Annotated in this window: 19 protein-coding genes; all 19 read left to right on the top strand. The window is 52.5% G+C overall.

Annotated features, from left to right (window positions below; genetic code table 11):
* Positions 1-6 precede the first annotated feature (6 nt).
* The 19 genes from traE (at position 7) to trbA (ending at position 15,431) form a co-directional block, all read left to right on the top strand.
* Positions 7-573, top strand: a complete 567-nt coding sequence (gene traE, locus SK33_RS26035) for a type IV conjugative transfer system protein TraE (RefSeq protein ID WP_000399791.1) — start codon at positions 7-9, stop codon at positions 571-573.
* Positions 560-1,288 (top strand): type-F conjugative transfer system secretin TraK, encoded by a 729-nt coding sequence (gene traK, locus SK33_RS26030; RefSeq protein ID WP_001230808.1) that lies wholly within the window; start codon positions 560-562, stop codon positions 1,286-1,288. Before traE ends, traK begins: the two co-directional genes overlap by 14 nt.
* Positions 1,288-2,739, top strand: coding sequence for an F-type conjugal transfer pilus assembly protein TraB (traB, locus tag SK33_RS26025; RefSeq protein WP_000146687.1), 1,452 nt, complete (start codon positions 1,288-1,290; stop codon positions 2,737-2,739). The genes traK and traB overlap by 1 nt, the downstream gene beginning before the upstream one ends.
* Complete coding sequence (gene traP, locus SK33_RS26020; protein WP_001617877.1) at positions 2,729-3,295, top strand: conjugal transfer pilus-stabilizing protein TraP; 567 nt, start codon at positions 2,729-2,731, stop codon at positions 3,293-3,295. Before traB ends, traP begins: the two co-directional genes overlap by 11 nt.
* Positions 3,282-3,593 carry a conjugal transfer protein TrbD gene (locus tag SK33_RS26015; RefSeq protein ID WP_001057272.1) on the top strand — a complete coding sequence of 104 codons (312 nt, stop codon included), beginning with the start codon at positions 3,282-3,284 and terminating at the stop codon, positions 3,591-3,593. The genes traP and SK33_RS26015 overlap by 14 nt, the downstream gene beginning before the upstream one ends.
* Positions 3,593-4,108, top strand: coding sequence for a type IV conjugative transfer system lipoprotein TraV (gene traV, locus SK33_RS26010; RefSeq protein WP_000809886.1), 516 nt, complete (start codon positions 3,593-3,595; stop codon positions 4,106-4,108). The genes SK33_RS26015 and traV overlap by 1 nt, the downstream gene beginning before the upstream one ends.
* Before the next feature lie 134 nt (positions 4,109-4,242).
* Complete coding sequence (gene traR / locus SK33_RS26005) at positions 4,243-4,464, top strand: conjugal transfer protein TraR (RefSeq protein ID WP_001278694.1); 222 nt, start codon at positions 4,243-4,245, stop codon at positions 4,462-4,464.
* 159 nt (positions 4,465-4,623) lie between these two features.
* Positions 4,624-7,251: a type IV secretion system protein TraC gene (traC, locus tag SK33_RS26000; protein ID WP_001064258.1), complete on the top strand. Its 2,628-nt coding sequence runs from the start codon at positions 4,624-4,626 to the stop codon at positions 7,249-7,251.
* Positions 7,248-7,634, top strand: coding sequence for a type-F conjugative transfer system protein TrbI (trbI, locus tag SK33_RS25995; RefSeq protein WP_000214084.1), 387 nt, complete (start codon positions 7,248-7,250; stop codon positions 7,632-7,634). Before traC ends, trbI begins: the two co-directional genes overlap by 4 nt.
* Positions 7,631-8,263 carry a type-F conjugative transfer system protein TraW gene (gene traW / locus SK33_RS25990; RefSeq protein WP_001203727.1) on the top strand — a complete coding sequence of 211 codons (633 nt, stop codon included), beginning with the start codon at positions 7,631-7,633 and terminating at the stop codon, positions 8,261-8,263. Before trbI ends, traW begins: the two co-directional genes overlap by 4 nt.
* Entirely contained in the window at positions 8,260-9,252 is a 993-nt protein-coding gene (gene traU, locus SK33_RS25985; protein ID WP_000830190.1) for a conjugal transfer pilus assembly protein TraU, read from the top strand. The genes traW and traU overlap by 4 nt, the downstream gene beginning before the upstream one ends.
* Before the next feature lie 29 nt (positions 9,253-9,281).
* A complete protein-coding gene (locus SK33_RS25980) occupies positions 9,282-9,587 on the top strand; it encodes a hypothetical protein (RefSeq protein ID WP_000224413.1) in 306 nt (101 codons plus the stop codon).
* A gap of 8 nt (positions 9,588-9,595) precedes the next feature.
* Positions 9,596-10,234 (top strand): type-F conjugative transfer system pilin assembly protein TrbC, encoded by a 639-nt coding sequence (trbC, locus tag SK33_RS25975; RefSeq protein WP_001080259.1) that lies wholly within the window; start codon positions 9,596-9,598, stop codon positions 10,232-10,234.
* Complete coding sequence (gene traN / locus SK33_RS25970; RefSeq protein WP_000821866.1) at positions 10,231-12,081, top strand: type-F conjugative transfer system mating-pair stabilization protein TraN; 1,851 nt, start codon at positions 10,231-10,233, stop codon at positions 12,079-12,081. The genes trbC and traN overlap by 4 nt, the downstream gene beginning before the upstream one ends.
* A 26-nt stretch (positions 12,082-12,107) precedes the next feature.
* Positions 12,108-12,365 (top strand): conjugal transfer protein TrbE, encoded by a 258-nt coding sequence (locus SK33_RS25965; protein WP_000864347.1) that lies wholly within the window; start codon positions 12,108-12,110, stop codon positions 12,363-12,365.
* Positions 12,358-13,101, top strand: coding sequence for a type-F conjugative transfer system pilin assembly protein TraF (traF, locus tag SK33_RS25960; protein ID WP_001030401.1), 744 nt, complete (start codon positions 12,358-12,360; stop codon positions 13,099-13,101). Before SK33_RS25965 ends, traF begins: the two co-directional genes overlap by 8 nt.
* A gap of 129 nt (positions 13,102-13,230) precedes the next feature.
* Positions 13,231-14,211 (top strand): IS5-like element ISKpn26 family transposase, encoded by a 981-nt coding sequence (locus SK33_RS25955; protein WP_000019450.1) that lies wholly within the window; start codon positions 13,231-13,233, stop codon positions 14,209-14,211.
* A 154-nt stretch (positions 14,212-14,365) separates the two neighbouring features.
* Positions 14,366-15,063, top strand: a protein-coding gene (locus SK33_RS25950) for an IS1 family transposase (RefSeq protein WP_223216367.1) whose coding sequence is annotated in 2 segments (ribosomal slippage) — positions 14,366-14,615 and positions 14,615-15,063 — 699 coding nt in all. Because the reading frame shifts where the segments join, the coding sequence is not laid out codon by codon here.
* Between the two features lie 47 nt (positions 15,064-15,110).
* A complete protein-coding gene (gene trbA / locus SK33_RS25945) occupies positions 15,111-15,431 on the top strand; it encodes a conjugal transfer protein TrbA (RefSeq protein WP_001348757.1) in 321 nt (106 codons plus the stop codon).
* The last annotated feature ends 32 nt before the right edge of the window (positions 15,432-15,463 follow it).

Genomic DNA, 15,463 nt, shown 5'->3' with positions numbered 1-15,463 from the left:
TGTTATATGGAACACGGTGCCCGTTTAAGTACCAGTCGTGTAATGGCCATCGCCTTTATATTTATGTCAGTGCTTATTGTTCTCAGCCTCTCTGTTAACGTCATTCAGGGGGTGAATAACTACCGTCTTCAGAATGAGCAACGCACTGCCGTGACGCCAATGGCATTTAATGCCCCCTTTGCCGTGTCACAGAACAGTGCCGACGCCTCTTATTTACAGCAGATGGCGCTGTCATTTATTGCCCTCCGTCTGAATGTTTCATCAGAAACCGTCGATGCCTCACATCAGGCGCTTCTGAAATATATCCGCCCGGGCGCACAGAACCAGATGAAAGTTATTCTGGCTGAAGAAGCGAAGCGTATTAAAAACGATAACGTGAACTCAGCCTTTTTCCAGACCAGTGTTCGTGTCTGGCCTCAGTATGGCCGTGTGGAAATTCGTGGTGTGCTTAAAACCTGGATTGGTGATTCAAAACCTTTCACTGATATCAAACATTACATCCTTATTCTGAAGCGGGAAAACGGGGTGACCTGGCTGGATAATTTCGGGGAAACAGACGATGAGAAAAAATAATACGGCAATAATATTCGGCAGCCTGTTTTTTTCCTGCAGCGTGATGGCCGCAAACGGTACGCTGTCCCCCACCGTGGTGCCAATGGTGAACGGTGGTCAGGCCAGTATTGCCATCAGCAATACCAGCCCGAATCTGTTTACCGTTCCCGGTGACCGGATTATCGCCGTGAACAGTCTGGATGGTGCCCTGACCAATAATGAGCAGACCGCCTCCGGCGGTGTGGTGGTTGCCACCGTCAACAAAAAGCCCTTTACGTTCATTCTGGAAACAGAACGTGGTCTGAATCTTTCCATTCAGGCCGTTCCCCGTGAAGGCGCGGGGCGTACCATTCAGCTGGTCAGTGACCTGCGCGGAACCGGAGAAGAAGCCGGTGCGTGGGAAACGTCCACGCCTTACGAATCCCTGCTTGTGACCATCAGCCAGGCTGTCCGTGGCGGAAAATTACCTGCAGGCTGGTATCAGGTTCCTGTGACAAAGGAAACCCTGCAGGCCCCGGCGGGGCTGTCTTCAGTGGCAGATGCCGTATGGACGGGGAATCACCTGAAGATGGTCCGCTTTGCCGTGGAAAATAAAACGCTGTCTGCCCTGAATATCCGGGAAAGTGACTTCTGGCAGCCGGGAACCCGTGCCGTGATGTTCAGCCAGCCTGCCAGCCAGTTACTGGCAGGTGCGTGCATGGATGTGTATGTCATCCGTGACGGGGAGGGCAACTGATGGCCAGTATCAACACCATTGTGAAACGCAAGCAGTACCTGTGGCTGGGGATTGTGGTTGTCGGTACAGCCTCCGCGATTGGTGGGGCACTGTATCTGTCTGATGTGGACATGTCCGGTAACGGGGAAACCGTGGCTGAACAGGAGCCTGTGCCGGATATGACCGGTGTGGTGGATACGACCTTTGATGACAAGGTGCGTCAGCATGCCACCACAGAGATGCAGGTGACGGCAGCGCAGATGCAGAAGCAGTATGAGGAAATCCGTCGTGAACTGGATGTCCTGAACAAACAGCGCGGTGATGACCAGCGTCGTATTGAAAAACTGGGACAGGACAATGCCGCCCTGGCAGAGCAGGTAAAAGCCCTGGGTGCTAATCCCGTCACGGCGACCGGTGAGCCTGTACCGCAGACGCCAGCCTCACCGCCCGGGCCGGAAGGCGAACCACAGCCGGGAAACACCCCCGTATCCTTCCCGCCGCAGGGCAGCGTTGCTGTTCCACCGCCGACGGCGTTTTATCCCGGGAATGGTGTCACGCCACCACCACAGGTGATGTACCAGTCTGTGCCGGTGCCTAACCGGATACAGCGTAAGGTGTTTACCCGTAATGAGGGAAAACAGGGACCATCGCTGCCGTACATTCCGTCAGGAAGTTTTGCGAAAGCCATGCTGATTGAAGGGGCGGATGCCAATGCCTCAGTCACCGGTAATGAATCCACGGTGCCGATGCAGCTGCGTATCACCGGTCTGGTGGAAATGCCGAACAGCAAGACGTATGACGCAACGGGATGTTTTGTGGGGCTGGAAGCCTGGGGGGATGTCTCCAGTGAACGTGCTATTGTTCGCACCCGTAATATCAGCTGCCTGAAGAATGGCAAAACCATTGATATGCCGATTAAGGGGCATGTCAGCTTCCGGGGTAAAAACGGTATCAAGGGCGAAGTGGTGATGCGTAACGGCAAAATCCTCGGCTGGGCATGGGGCGCGGGATTTGTTGACGGTATCGGTCAGGGAATGGAGCGCGCCTCCCAGCCGGCTGTCGGGCTGGGTGCCACAGCCGCTTACGGGGCCGGCGATGTCCTTAAAATGGGTATCGGTGGCGGCGCATCGAAAGCCGCACAGACGCTCAGTGACTACTACATCAAACGTGCCGAACAGTATCACCCGGTGATACCGATTGGTGCGGGCAACGAAGTGACAGTGGTGTTCCAGGACGGCTTCCAGCTGAAAACCGTGGAGGAAATGGCGCTGGAGCAGTCACAGAGTACAGCGGAAGAGGGTAACCCGGAAAGCCCTGTGCCGAATCCTCCCTCGGCAGAAAGCCACCTGAACGGTTTTAACACCGACCAGATGCTGAAGCAGCTGGGCAATCTGAATCCGCAGCAGTTTATGTCCGGAGACAAGAACCCGCAGGGCGGGGATGCCGGCAAGGAGGGCGGAAATGGCGGGTGATGCACTGACATTCCGTGTGGCGTTTGTCGTTCGCTGGCTGCTGTGGGTCGTCAGGTTTGTGGTTATCTGGCCGCTGGCCACAATGGCCCTGATGGCTCTGTTTGTTTTATGGAAGGACAACACCACGCTGGGGAAATTACTGGTTAAGGAGATTAACTTCGTAAGACAAACAGCACCTGCCGGACAGTTCCCGGTCAGTGAATGCTGGTTTTCTTCCTCTGATTCTTCAGGCAGATCAGAAATACAGGATATCTGCCATTACCGCGCGGCTGATGCTGCAGATTATGTCAGGGAGACTGACCGGTCACTGATGCAACTGGTCACCGCATTCTGGGCAACACTGGCACTGATGTATGTCTCGCTGGCAGCGATCACCGGGAAATATCCGGTGCGACCCGGAAAAATGAAATGTGTCCGGGTGGGAACCGCAGATGAACATCTGAAGGAAGTTTATACGGAAGATACTTCTCTGTCGGAAAAAATCAGGAAATGCCATGTTTATTTCCCTGATGACAGGGCAAACAGAAACAACGGAGATAAAAATGAACATGCGTAATATTATTACTGCACGCTCTGTACCGGATAAAAGCGTATCAGATGATTTTATGAATGCTGTTCTCAGTAACTGCACCACAAGAATCGTACTTCCTGCACTGAAGGAATTCGGTTCTGAATCATTGCCGCACAATTTTAATATGGCAGCTGTCGGTGTGATGAAGAAGGGTATGTCGATGAGCTTATTTTCTTCTCCGGGAAATACAGTAGTCTCCGGACAACCCTGTGCAGGAAAAACAAATCTGACAGTAGAGTTAATTTCTGCTGTTGTGGAGAGTAATAAAAAAGGAGAAGGGTAATGAAACAGATTTCTTTATTTATTCCTCTGCTGGGAACGTTATTACTTTCCGGCTGTGCCGGAACCAGTACGGAATTTGAGTGTAACGCCACCACATCCGATACCTGTATGACGATGGAGCAGGCCAATGAGAAGGCCAAAGAACTGGAGCAGTCCTCAGAAGCAAAGCCGGTTGCGGCATCACTGCCGCGCCTGGCTGAAGGGAACTTCCGGACAATGCCGGTGCAGACCGTCACCGCGACCCCTCCGTCCGGCAGCAGACCTGCGGTGACGGCACTTCCGGAGCAGAAACTGCTGGCACCACGTCCGTTGTTTACGGCTGCCCGGGAAGTGAAAACGATTGTTCCGGTCAGTTCAGTTGCGCCGGTAACACCTCCCCGCCCGCTAAGAACGGGTGAGCAGACGGCTGCATTATGGATAGCGCCTTATATTGATAATCAGGATGTTTATCATCAGCCATCCAGTGTGTTTTTTGTTATTAAACCGTCTGCGTGGGGAAAACCACGTATTAATTAACTGGCCCTGAAGTTGTATATCAGCCGGCAATGCCGGCGGGCTTTCTGTATTCAAAATCTGCCTGTAAAACGAGTGCCCTGTGCGTGAAAAGGGATGGGCGGTAGCGTGTCAGAACATGTCGGGAGGAATATTCCGTGAGTGATGAAGCCGATGAAGCATATTCAGTGACAGAACAACTGACCATGACAGGAATAAACCGGATACGCCAGAAAATAAATGTTCATGGTATTCCTGTTTATCTCTGTGAAGCATGCGGAAATCCTATTCCGGAAGCCCGGCGGAAAATATTTCCCGGTGTGACGTTGTGCGTTGAATGTCAGGCGTATCAGGAAAAGCAGAGAAAACATTATGCATAAGTCAGTCGCAGAACATATTGATTTAATTCCGGATGAACATGAGTTGATATTCAGAAAACCGAAATCTTTGTATATGCGCCGGGAAATGGCGCGTTAATTACAGGTATTCCCTTCATGGCTACCGCATTTCTCGCTTTATTTTTCAACTAAGGAATTCATGTGAATAACCCACTTGAGGCCGTCACTCAGGCGGTTAACTCCCTCGTCACAGCACTGAAACTGCCTGACGAATCCGCAAAGGCCAATGAAGTTCTGGGCGAAATGAGCTTCCCGCAGTTCAGCCGTCTGCTGCCGTACCGTGATTACAACCAGGAGTCCGGTCTGTTCATGAATGACACCACGATGGGCTTTATGCTGGAAGCCATTCCCATCAATGGGGCGAATGAGTCCATTGTGGAGGCGCTCGACCACATGCTGCGCACCAAACTGCCACGCGGAGTGCCGTTCTGCATCCATCTGAAGTCCAGCCAGCTTGTTGGTGACAGAATTGAATACGGGCTGCGTGAGTTCTCCTGGTCCGGTGAACAGGCTGAACGGTTTAACGCCATTACCCGTGCCTATTATATGAACGCGGCAGCGACACAGTTTCCGCTGCCGGAGGGGATGAATCTGCCCCTGACCCTGCGCCATTACCGGGTATTCTTCTCGTACTGTTCTCCCTCGAAGAAAAAAAGCCGGGCTGACATTCTGGAAATGGAAAACCTGGTGAAAATCATCCGGGCGTCGTTACAGGGGGCCAGTATCGCCACACAGACGGTGGATGCACAGGCCTTTATCGATATTGTCGGGGAGATGATTAATCATAACCCGGACTCCCTGTACCCGAAAAGACGTCAGCTGGACCCGTATTCTGATCTGAATTATCAGTGTGTGGAGGACAGTTTTGACCTGAAAGTCCGGGCTGATTACCTGACGCTGGGCCTGCGTGAGAACGGCAGGAACAGCACGGCCCGCATCCTGAATTTCCATCTGGCCCGTAACCCGGAAATCGCCTTCCTGTGGAATATGGCCGACAACTACAGCAACCTGCTGAACCCGGAACTGTCCATCTCCTGTCCGTTCATCCTGACGCTGACTCTGGTGGTGGAAGACCAGGTGAAAACCCACAGCGAAGCCAACCTGAAGTACATGGACCTGGAGAAAAAGTCGAAGACCTCCTATGCCAAATGGTTTCCGTCCGTGGAGAAAGAGGCGAAGGAGTGGGGGGAACTGCGTCAGCGGCTGGGCTCCGGTCAGTCTTCTGTCGTGTCCTACTTCCTCAACATCACAGCCTTCTGCAAGGACAATAATGAAACGGCACTGGAAGTGGAGCAGGACATCCTGAACAGCTTCCGTAAAAACGGTTTTGAGCTGATTTCACCGCGCTTTAACCACATGCGCAATTTCCTGACCTGCCTGCCCTTTATGGCCGGGAAAGGGCTGTTTAAACAGCTGAAAGAGGCCGGTGTGGTTCAGCGCGCAGAGAGCTTTAATGTTGCCAACCTGATGCCGTTAGTGGCGGATAACCCCCTGACACCGGCAGGTCTGCTGGCACCCACCTACCGTAACCAGCTGGCGTTTATCGATATTTTCTTCCGGGGGATGAATAACACCAACTACAACATGGCGGTCTGTGGCACCTCCGGGGCCGGTAAAACCGGACTGATACAGCCCCTTATCCGCAGCGTGCTGGACTCCGGGGGCTTTGCCGTGGTGTTCGACATGGGGGATGGCTACAAGTCCCTGTGTGAGAACATGGGTGGCGTATATCTGGACGGTGAAACCCTGCGTTTTAACCCGTTTGCGAATATCACCGATATCGACCAGTCAGCGGAGCGTGTCCGTGACCAGTTGTCAGTGATGGCCAGCCCCAACGGTAACCTGGATGAAGTGCATGAAGGTCTGCTGCTGCAGGCGGTCAGGGCCTCCTGGCTGGCCAAAGAGAACAGGGCACGTATTGATGACGTGGTGGATTTCCTGAAAAACGCCAGTGACAGCGAGCAGTATGCCGGGTCACCGACTATCCGCAGCCGTCTGGACGAAATGATTGTGCTGCTTGACCAGTACACTGCCAACGGCACTTACGGTCAGTATTTTAACTCTGATGAGCCGTCCCTGCGGGATGACGCAAAAATGGTGGTGCTGGAGCTGGGCGGACTGGAAGACCGTCCGTCACTGCTGGTTGCGGTGATGTTCTCCCTGATTATCTACATCGAGAACAGGATGTACCGCACGCCGCGTAACCTCAAGAAACTGAACGTCATTGATGAAGGCTGGCGTCTGCTGGACTTCAAAAATTACAAGGTCGGTGAGTTTATTGAGAAAGGTTACCGTACCGCCCGTCGTCATACCGGTGCTTATATCACCATCACACAGAACATCGTCGACTTTGACTCTGACAAGGCCTCCAGTGCGGCCCGTGCGGCATGGGGTAACTCCTCCTACAAAATTATCCTCAAACAGAGTGCGAAGGAGTTCGCAAAATACAACCAGCTGTATCCGGACCAGTTCCAGCCACTGCAGCGCGACATGATTGGTAAGTTTGGTGCGGCCAGAGACCAGTGGTTCAGTTCCTTCCTGCTGCAGGTGGAAAACCATTCCTCCTGGCACCGCCTGTTTGTGGACCCGTTAAGTCGCGCCATGTACAGCTCTGACGGCCCGGATTTTGAGTTTGTGCAGCAGAAACGTAAAGAGGGGCTGAGTATTCATGAGGCGGTGTGGCAGCTGGCGTGGAAGAAGTCAGGGCCGGAGATGGCTTCGCTGGAAGCCTGGCTGGAAGAACATGAGAAATACAGGAGTGTTGCATGACCACAACGCAAAAAACGACTGATGTTACAGCCCCCCGACGCAGCCACTGGTGGTGGACGGTGCCGGGATGCCTGGCAATGGTGTTACTGAACGCAGCCGTCAGTTACGGCATTGTCAGACTGAACGCACCGGTGACTGCCGCCTTCAACATGAAACAGACTGTGGATGCATTTTTTGACAGCGCCAGTCAGAAACAACTGTCAGAAGCACAGTCAAAAGCCCTTTCAGCGCGTTTTAACACGGCACTGGAAGCCAGCCTGCAGGCGTGGCAGCAGAAACACCACGCGGTCATTCTGGTGTCGCCTGCCGTGGTACAGGGGGCTCCGGATATCACCCGGGAAATCCAGCAGGATATTGCCCGGCGAATGAGAGCGGAACCATGAGATGCCGGGGGCTGATTGCCCTGCTGATATGGGGGCAGAGTGTGGCCGCCGCCGATCTTGGCACCTGGGGCGATCTGTGGCCGGTAAAGGAGCCGGACATGCTGACGGTGATCATGCAGCGCCTGACGGCACTGGAGCAGTCCGGTGAGATGGGCCGGAAAATGGATGCCTTTAAGGAGCGGGTGATCCGTAACAGTCTGCGGCCCCCTGCCGTGCCCGGTATCGGACGCACGGAGAAATACAGCAGCCGGTTGTTTGACCCGTCCGTCAGACTGGCTGCGGATATCCGGGATAACGAAGGGCGGGTGTTTGCCCGTCAGGGTGAAGTGATGAATCCGCTGCAGTATGTTCCTTTTAACCAGACGCTGTATTTCATCAATGGCGATGATCCGGCGCAGGTGGCCTGGATGAAACGCCAGACGCCGCCCACACTGGAGAGCAAAATTATCCTCGTGCAGGGCAGTATCCCGGAGATGCAGAAAGCGCTGGACAGCCGTATTTACTTTGACCAGAACGGTGTGCTCTGCCAGCGCCTCGGCATTGATCAGGTCCCGGCACGGGTGAGCGCCGTTCCCGGCGATCGCTTCCTGAAGGTGGAATTTATTCCGGCAGAGGAGGGCAGAAAATGAAGCGAAGACTGTGGCTGCTGATGTTATTCCTTCTCGCCGGTCATGTCCCTGCGGCGTCTGCGGATTCTGCCTGTGAGGGGCGTTTTGTAAACCCGATCACGGATATCTGCTGGAGCTGTATTTTCCCGCTCTCGCTGGGCAGTATCAAAGTCAGCCAGGGTAAGGTCCCCGACACGGCGAACCCGTCGATGCCTATTCAGATTTGTCCGGCACCGCCGCCGCTGTTCAGGCGTATCGGGCTGGCCATTGGTTACTGGGAGCCGATGGCGCTGACGGACGTCACCCGGTCACCGGGATGCATGGTGAACCTGGGCTTCAGCCTGCCGGCTTTTGGTAAAACGGCACAGGGAACGGCGAAAAAGGATGAGAAGCAGGTGAACGGGGCGTTCTATCACGTTCACTGGTACAAATACCCGCTGACGTACTGGCTGAACATCATCACATCGCTGGGCTGTCTGGAAGGTGGTGACCTGGATATCGCTTATCTTTCTGAAATCGACCCCACCTGGACGGACAGCAGCCTGACCACCATTCTCAACCCGGAAGCCGTCATTTTTGCCAATCCGATAGCACAGGGGGCCTGCGCAGCAGATGCCATTGCCAGTGCCTTTAATATGCCTCTCGATGTTCTGTTCTGGTGTGCCGGTTCGCAGGGCAGTATGTACCCGTTCAATGGCTGGGTGAGTAATGAGTCCAGTCCGTTGCAGTCCTCCCTGCTGGTCAGTGAACGCATGGCATTCAAGCTGCACCGTCAGGGCATGATTATGGAAACCATCGGGAAAAATAACGCCGTCTGTAATGAATATCCGTCCCCAATCCTGCCCAAAGAACGCTGGCGTTATCAGATGGTGAATATGTATCCGGACAGCGGACAGTGCCATCCGTTCGGGCGCAGTGTGATGCGCTGGGAGACGGGAAAAAATCCGCCCAACACAAAGAAAAACTTCGGCTACCTGATGTGGCGTAAACGTAACTGTGTATTCCTGTAAATCATTTTAATGAATAAGAGGAAATGAAAATGGCAACAATGGACAGTAAATATATTCAGCACCTCAGGAAAATAGGTGCTGTGCTGCTCAGGCTGATAAGCAGAACATTAAATTTATTTCCTTTTGGTCTTGTAATGGTGCCTGTTATATTATTTTATTTTGCACCTGACAGTTTTCTCGCTGAAATTATTCATGAATGGAAGAAGGCAGATATATCAGAACAAGTGACACTTGTCAGATTATATCTGAAGGTGACATTTACATGTGTGTTTATGGCTGTTTTTCTCAATTATCTTTTTTCTGATGAGTTCATGCCTGTAAATAGCAGAAAGTGAGAAATATCATGAACCGGAAAATATTTGCACTTTTTGCTCTGACAGCAGGGATGCATCTTGCTGTTCATGCTTCAGAAAATGTGAACACAACTGAAAACCGCCAGTTCCTGAAGCAGCAGGAAACACTGAGTCAGCAGTTACGTGAAAAGCCGGACATACAGTTGCAGGCATGGGCAGAGCAGCAGGTCAGGGCGAATCCCCTTCAGCATTCCGATAACCAGTTTCTCGATGAACTGGTCCGTAAACAGCAGGCTGCTCAGAAGGATAAACCACAGCAGGGCGCCGTGTACTTTGTGTCCTTCTCCATTCCCGAAGAGGGGCTGAAACGGATGCTGGGCGAAACCCGGCACTACGGTATTCCGGCCACACTGCGGGGCATGGTGAACAATGACCTGAAGACCACCGCTGAAGCCGTGTTGTCCCTGGTGAAAGACGGCGCAACTGATGGTGTTCAGATCGACCCGACGCTGTTTTCACAGTACGGCATTCGCAGCGTACCGGCACTGGTGGTGTTCTGCAGTCAGGGATACGACATCATCCGGGGAAATCTGCGGGTCGGCCAGGCGCTGGAGAAAGTGGCCGCCACGGGTGACTGCCGGCAGGTGGCTCATGATTTACTGGCAGGGAAAGGAGATTCCGGGAAATGAAACGTATTTTACCTCTGATACTGGCTCTGGTTACCGGTATGGCACAGGCTGACAGCAACAGTGATTACCGGGCCGGTTCTGATTTTGCTCACCAGATCAAAGGGCAGGGAAGCAGCAGTATTCAGGGCTTTAAGCCACAGGAGAGTATCCCCGGCTATAACGCGAATCCGGACGAGACAAAATATTACGGTGGCGTGACTGCCGGCGGGGATGGCGGCCTGAAAAATGACGGCACCACGGAATGGGCGACCGGTGAAACCGGAAAAACTATCACAGAGTCATTCATGAACAAGCCGAAAGACATTCTTTCACCGGATGCGCCGTTTATCCAGACCGGCAGGGATGTGGTGAACCGGGCTGACAGCATTGTGGGAAACACCGGGCAGCAGTGCAGTGCGCAGCAGATAAACCGCAGTGAGTTCACAAACTATACCTGTGAGCGGGACACGATGGTGGAGGAATACTGCTCCCGGACTGCCAGTATCACCGGAGACTGGAAGTACACGGATGAATATCGTGAGGTGACGATACCGCACTCACAGTTCCGGTTCAGTATGAACGGTCTGAAACTGGTGTTCAGCGTTACCGTACCTGTTGCCGGGACAGTGGAAAGTGCCTCGCTATCGGTTCATGCAGGGCTATATTTCCTTAACTCCCGTTACGACTTTATGAACACAACCTTTAATGTGCAACTGGTTACAGGACAGAGCGGGACTTTCACCATACCTGTGCCCTCCGGGTTTTCTGTCACACAGGGGCAGGTTCTGACCGGTAGTGGCTGTACTGCAAACGGTAATTGCCTCCCGCACGGGAATGGTGACAGGAAAGTCTATGAATCGCTTGTCAGTGGTGCTTCCACCTTTACGCTGAAACTCAGGATGAAGGTCCGTGATAAAGAATGGGTTCCCCGGGTGGAGTGGGTGGAGAGTTGTCCGTTTAATAAAGCGGATGGCGTGCTGAAAGGCACTGAGTGTTCAGAGCCGGGTGGTACGAAAACGGGTGTGATGGAAGGTAAACCCTGGAGCATCACACAGGCATGCTGGGCATACCGGGATAAATATGTCACTCAGTCCGCAGATAACGGCACCTGTCAGAAATATGTCGATAATCCGGCCTGTACGCTGGCCTCACGTCAGTGCGCGTTTTATTCCGATGAGGGAACCTGTCTGCATGAGTACGCCACGTACTCCTGCGAGTCAAAAACATCAGGAAAAGTGATGGTCTGTGGTGGTGATGTCTTCTGCCTTGACGGTGAATGCGATAAGGCACAGAGCGGAAAAAGCAGTGATTTTGGTGAAGCAGTATCACAGCTGGCTGCGCTTGCCGCCGCAGGTAAGGATGTTGCCGCCCTGAATGGTGTGGATGTCAGGGCTTTCACGGGTGAGGCGAAATTCTGCCGTAAGGCCGCAGCCGGCTTCAGTAACTGCTGTAAGGATGGCGGCTGGGGTCAGGATGTGGGGCTGGCGAAGTGCAACAGTGAAGAAAAGGCGCTGGGAAAGGCAAAGGACAATAAACTGACGGTGAGTGTGGGTGAGTTCTGTTCGAAAAAGGTGCTGGGGGTCTGCCTGCAGAAAAAGCGCAGCTACTGCCAGTTTGATTCGAAGCTGGCGCAGATAGTCCAGCAGCAGGGGCGTAACGGGCAGTTGCGTATCGGGTTTGGCAGTGCGAAGCATCCTGACTGTCGGGGGATTACGGTTGATGAGCTGCAGAAAATTCAGTTCGACAGACTGGATTTCACTAACTTCTACGAAGACCTGATGAATAACCAGAAAATCCCGGACAGTGGCGTTCTGACGCAGAAAGTGAAAGAGCAGATTGCTGACCAGCTGAAACAGGCAGGACAGTAAGAAATGGAAAATAACCGGGGGAAATGATGAAAGTCATATTCACTTCTAATCGTCTTGTTGATTTTCTTATCCGGCTTTTGATTACAGCGATTGTCATTTCTCCGGTAATTATCTGGTCGTGGGATACGGTAAAAGAAACCACGGCAGACGGGATGCTTGCCGCTGCTTTCGTTATCCTTTACTCCGGTGTGCTCCTGTTTATTCTGTATTTTTGTTTTTCTGCCCTGACTGGCCTGCAGAAAGCTGATGAAAGAAAAAATGATGAAAGGAATGAAGATGAATAAAGCATTACTGCCACTGTTACTCTGCTGCTTTATTTTTCCGGCGTCAGGGAAAGATGCAGGCTGGCAGTGGTATAACGAGAAAATAAGTCCAAAGGAAAAAGAAAATAAACCTGTACCTGCAGCCCCCCGTCAGGAGCCGGATATTATGCAGAAACTGGCCGCGCTGCAGACGGCAACAAAGCGGGCGCTGTACGAAGCCATTCTGTATCCCGGCGTGGATAATTTTGTGAAATATTTCCGGCTGCAGAATTACTGGACTCAGCAGGCCGGGCTTTTCACCATGAGTGCTAAAAAGGCCATGCTGGCACATCCCGAACTGGACTATAACCTGCAGTACAGCCATTACAACGGCACGGTACGGAACCAGCTGGCGGCAGACCAGGCGCAGCAGCGACAGGCCATTGCGAAACTGGCTGAATACTACGGCATCATGTTTTTTTACCGGGGGCAGGACCCCATCGACGGGCAGCTGGCGCAGGTCATTAATGGCTTCCGGGATACGTATGGTCTGAGTGTTATTCCCGTTTCCGTGGATGGCGTGATTAATCCGCTGTTGCCGGATTCCCGGACTGACCAGGGGCAGGCGCAGCGCCTCGGCGTGAAATATTTCCCGGCCATGATGCTGGTTGACCCGAAACAGGGCAGTGTTCGCCCGTTATCATACGGCTTTATTTCGCAGGACGACCTGGCAAAACAATTCCTGAACGTTTCTGAAGATTTTAAACCAAAATTTTAATCGCGGATTTGATTTATGAGTGAAGATTATTTGAAAATGTTTACAGGTGTTGTTCTGTTAAGGAAGGTGCGAACAAGTTCCTGATATGAGATCATCATATTCATCCGGAGCGCATCCCAGAGGGACATCATGAGCCATCAACTCACCTTCGCCGATAGTGAATTCAGCACTAAGCGCCGTCAGACCCGAAAAGAGATTTTCCTCTCCCGCATGGAGCAGATTTTGCCATGGCAGAATATGACCGCTGTCATCGAGCCGTTTTATCCCAAGGCGGGCAATGGCCGACGGCCCTATCCGCTGGAGACCATGCTGCGTATTCACTGCATGCAGCATTGGTACAACCTGAGCGACGGTGCCATGGAAGATGCCCTGTACGAAATCGCCTCCATGCGCCTGTTTGCCCGATTATCCCTGGATAGCGCCCTGCCGGATCGCACCACCATCATGAATTTCCGCCACCTGCTCGAGCAGCATCAACTGGCCCGTCAATTGTTCAAGACCATCAATCGCTGGCTGGCCGAAGCAGGCGTCATGATGACCCAAGGCACTTTGGTGGATGCCACCATCATTGAGGCACCCAGCTCTACCAAGAACAAAGAGCAGCAACGCGATCCGGAGATGCATCAGACCAAGAAAGGCAATCAGTGGCACTTTGGCATGAAGGCCCACATTGGTGTCGATGCCAAGAGTGGCCTGACCCACAGCCTGGTCACCACCGCGGCCAACGAGCATGACCTCAATCAGCTGGGTAATCTGCTTCATGGAGAGGAGCAATTTGTCTCAGCCGATGCCGGCTACCAAGGAGCGCCACAGCGCGAGGAGCTGGCCGAGGTGGATGTGGACTGGCTGATCGCCGAGCGTCCCGGCAGGGTAAAAACCTTGAAGCAGCATCCGCGCAAGAACAAAACGGCCATCAACATCGAATACATGAAAGCCAGCATCCGTGCCAGGGTGGAGCACCCGTTTCGCATCATCAAGCGGCAGTTCGGCTTCGTGAAAGCCAGATACAAGGGGCTGCTGAAAAACGATAACCAACTGGCGATGTTATTCACCCTGGCCAACCTGTTTCGGGTGGACCAAATGATACGTCAGTGGGAGAGATCTCAGTAAAAACCGGAAATAACGCCAGAAATGGTGGAAAAAATAGCCTAAATAGGCTGATTCGATGTGTTTGCGGGAAAAAAATCGGCCCAGATCCGCGAAATTTTAGGTAATGGTGCCAACTTACTGATTTAGTGTATGATGGTGTTTTTGAGGTGCTCCCGTGGCTTCCATCTCCATCAGTTGTCCCTCCTGCTCAGCTACTGAAGGCGTGGTGCGTAACGGTAAAAGTACTGCCGGACATCAGCGCTATCTCTGCTCTCACTGCCGTAAAACATGGCAACTGCAGTTCACTTACACCGCTTCTCAACCCGGTACACACCAGAAAATCATTGATATGGCCATGAATGGTGTTGGATGCCGGGCAACCGCCCGCATTATGGGCGTTGGCCTCAACACGATTTTACGTCACTTAAAAAACTCAGGCCGCAGTCGGTAACCTCGCGCATACAGCCGGGCAGTGATGTGATTGTCTGCGCTGAAATGGACGAACAGTGGGGCTACGTCGGTGCTAAATCACGTCAGCGCTGGCTGTTTTACGCGTATGACAGGATACGGAGGACGGTTGTGGCGCACGTCTTCGGTGAACGCACTCTGGCCACACTGGAGCGTCTTCTGAGCCTGCTGTCGGCCTTTGAGGTCGTGGTATGGATGACGGATGGCTGGCCGCTGTATGAATCCCGCCTGAAGGGAAAGCTGCACGTAATCAGCAAGCGTTACACTCAGCGCATTGAGCGACATAACCTGAATCTGAGACAACATCTGGCAAGGCTGGGACGGAAGTCACTGTCGTTCTCAAAATCGGTGGAGCTGCATGACAAAGTCATCGGGCATTATCTGAACATAAAACACTATCAGTAAGTTGGAGTCATTACCAAATTTTAATCAGCGAGTCAGCTTGGGAAGAAATGACCTGCTTATTCGCACCTTCCTTAATATTTGTCATTATTGCCGGTTATTTCTTTTCTGAGCGTAATGACAGGAAAATGTTTCTCCTGAGCTCACTGGTTTTCCTTGTTATTAATATCGCGTGTTTATATGTGCTTACCGCCAGTCTCTGGTTTCTGTGTGGTGCAATTATGAATCAGGGCGCAGCAATGGTTGTTCCAATGGTTATTGGCTCATTACCGAACGTTACGAGCTTCGACAGGTTCAGAAGAATATTTATCTGTATTATGTTGTCATCAGCATGGTCCGGAGTGATGTGGTTTTTTATAAGGGGCTTATGACAGGCTAAGTCATATAAAACGGTAATAAAAAC

It is taken from the genome of Citrobacter sp. MGH103 (assembly GCF_001034475.2).
GTDB classification, from domain to species: Bacteria; Pseudomonadota; Gammaproteobacteria; order Enterobacterales; family Enterobacteriaceae; genus Citrobacter; species Citrobacter freundii.
Note: the sequence above shows the minus strand (reverse complement) of the source record. Positions and strands in the feature narration are given on the sequence as shown.

Excerpts from the sequence above, each read along its gene's own strand:
- trbC (WP_001080259.1), top strand. The coding sequence starts at position 9,596 with ATGAACCGGAAAATATTTGCACTTTTTGCTCTGACAGCAGGGATGCAT.
- traF (WP_001030401.1), top strand. The coding sequence starts at position 12,358 with ATGAATAAAGCATTACTGCCACTGTTACTCTGCTGCTTTATTTTTCCG.
- SK33_RS25955 (WP_000019450.1), top strand. The coding sequence starts at position 13,231 with ATGAGCCATCAACTCACCTTCGCCGATAGTGAATTCAGCACTAAGCGC.
- traP (WP_001617877.1), top strand. The coding sequence starts at position 2,729 with ATGGCGGGTGATGCACTGACATTCCGTGTGGCGTTTGTCGTTCGCTGG.
- trbA (WP_001348757.1), top strand. The coding sequence starts at position 15,111 with ATGACCTGCTTATTCGCACCTTCCTTAATATTTGTCATTATTGCCGGT.
- traN (WP_000821866.1), top strand. The coding sequence starts at position 10,231 with ATGAAACGTATTTTACCTCTGATACTGGCTCTGGTTACCGGTATGGCA.
- traV (WP_000809886.1), top strand. The coding sequence starts at position 3,593 with ATGAAACAGATTTCTTTATTTATTCCTCTGCTGGGAACGTTATTACTT.
- SK33_RS25965 (WP_000864347.1), top strand. The coding sequence starts at position 12,108 with ATGAAAGTCATATTCACTTCTAATCGTCTTGTTGATTTTCTTATCCGG.
- SK33_RS25980 (WP_000224413.1), top strand. The coding sequence starts at position 9,282 with ATGGCAACAATGGACAGTAAATATATTCAGCACCTCAGGAAAATAGGT.
- traK (WP_001230808.1), top strand. The coding sequence starts at position 560 with ATGAGAAAAAATAATACGGCAATAATATTCGGCAGCCTGTTTTTTTCC.
- traE (WP_000399791.1), top strand. The coding sequence starts at position 7 with ATGGAACACGGTGCCCGTTTAAGTACCAGTCGTGTAATGGCCATCGCC.
- traB (WP_000146687.1), top strand. The coding sequence starts at position 1,288 with ATGGCCAGTATCAACACCATTGTGAAACGCAAGCAGTACCTGTGGCTG.
- SK33_RS26015 (WP_001057272.1), top strand. The coding sequence starts at position 3,282 with ATGAACATGCGTAATATTATTACTGCACGCTCTGTACCGGATAAAAGC.
- traU (WP_000830190.1), top strand. The coding sequence starts at position 8,260 with ATGAAGCGAAGACTGTGGCTGCTGATGTTATTCCTTCTCGCCGGTCAT.
- traW (WP_001203727.1), top strand. The coding sequence starts at position 7,631 with ATGAGATGCCGGGGGCTGATTGCCCTGCTGATATGGGGGCAGAGTGTG.
- trbI (WP_000214084.1), top strand. The coding sequence starts at position 7,248 with ATGACCACAACGCAAAAAACGACTGATGTTACAGCCCCCCGACGCAGC.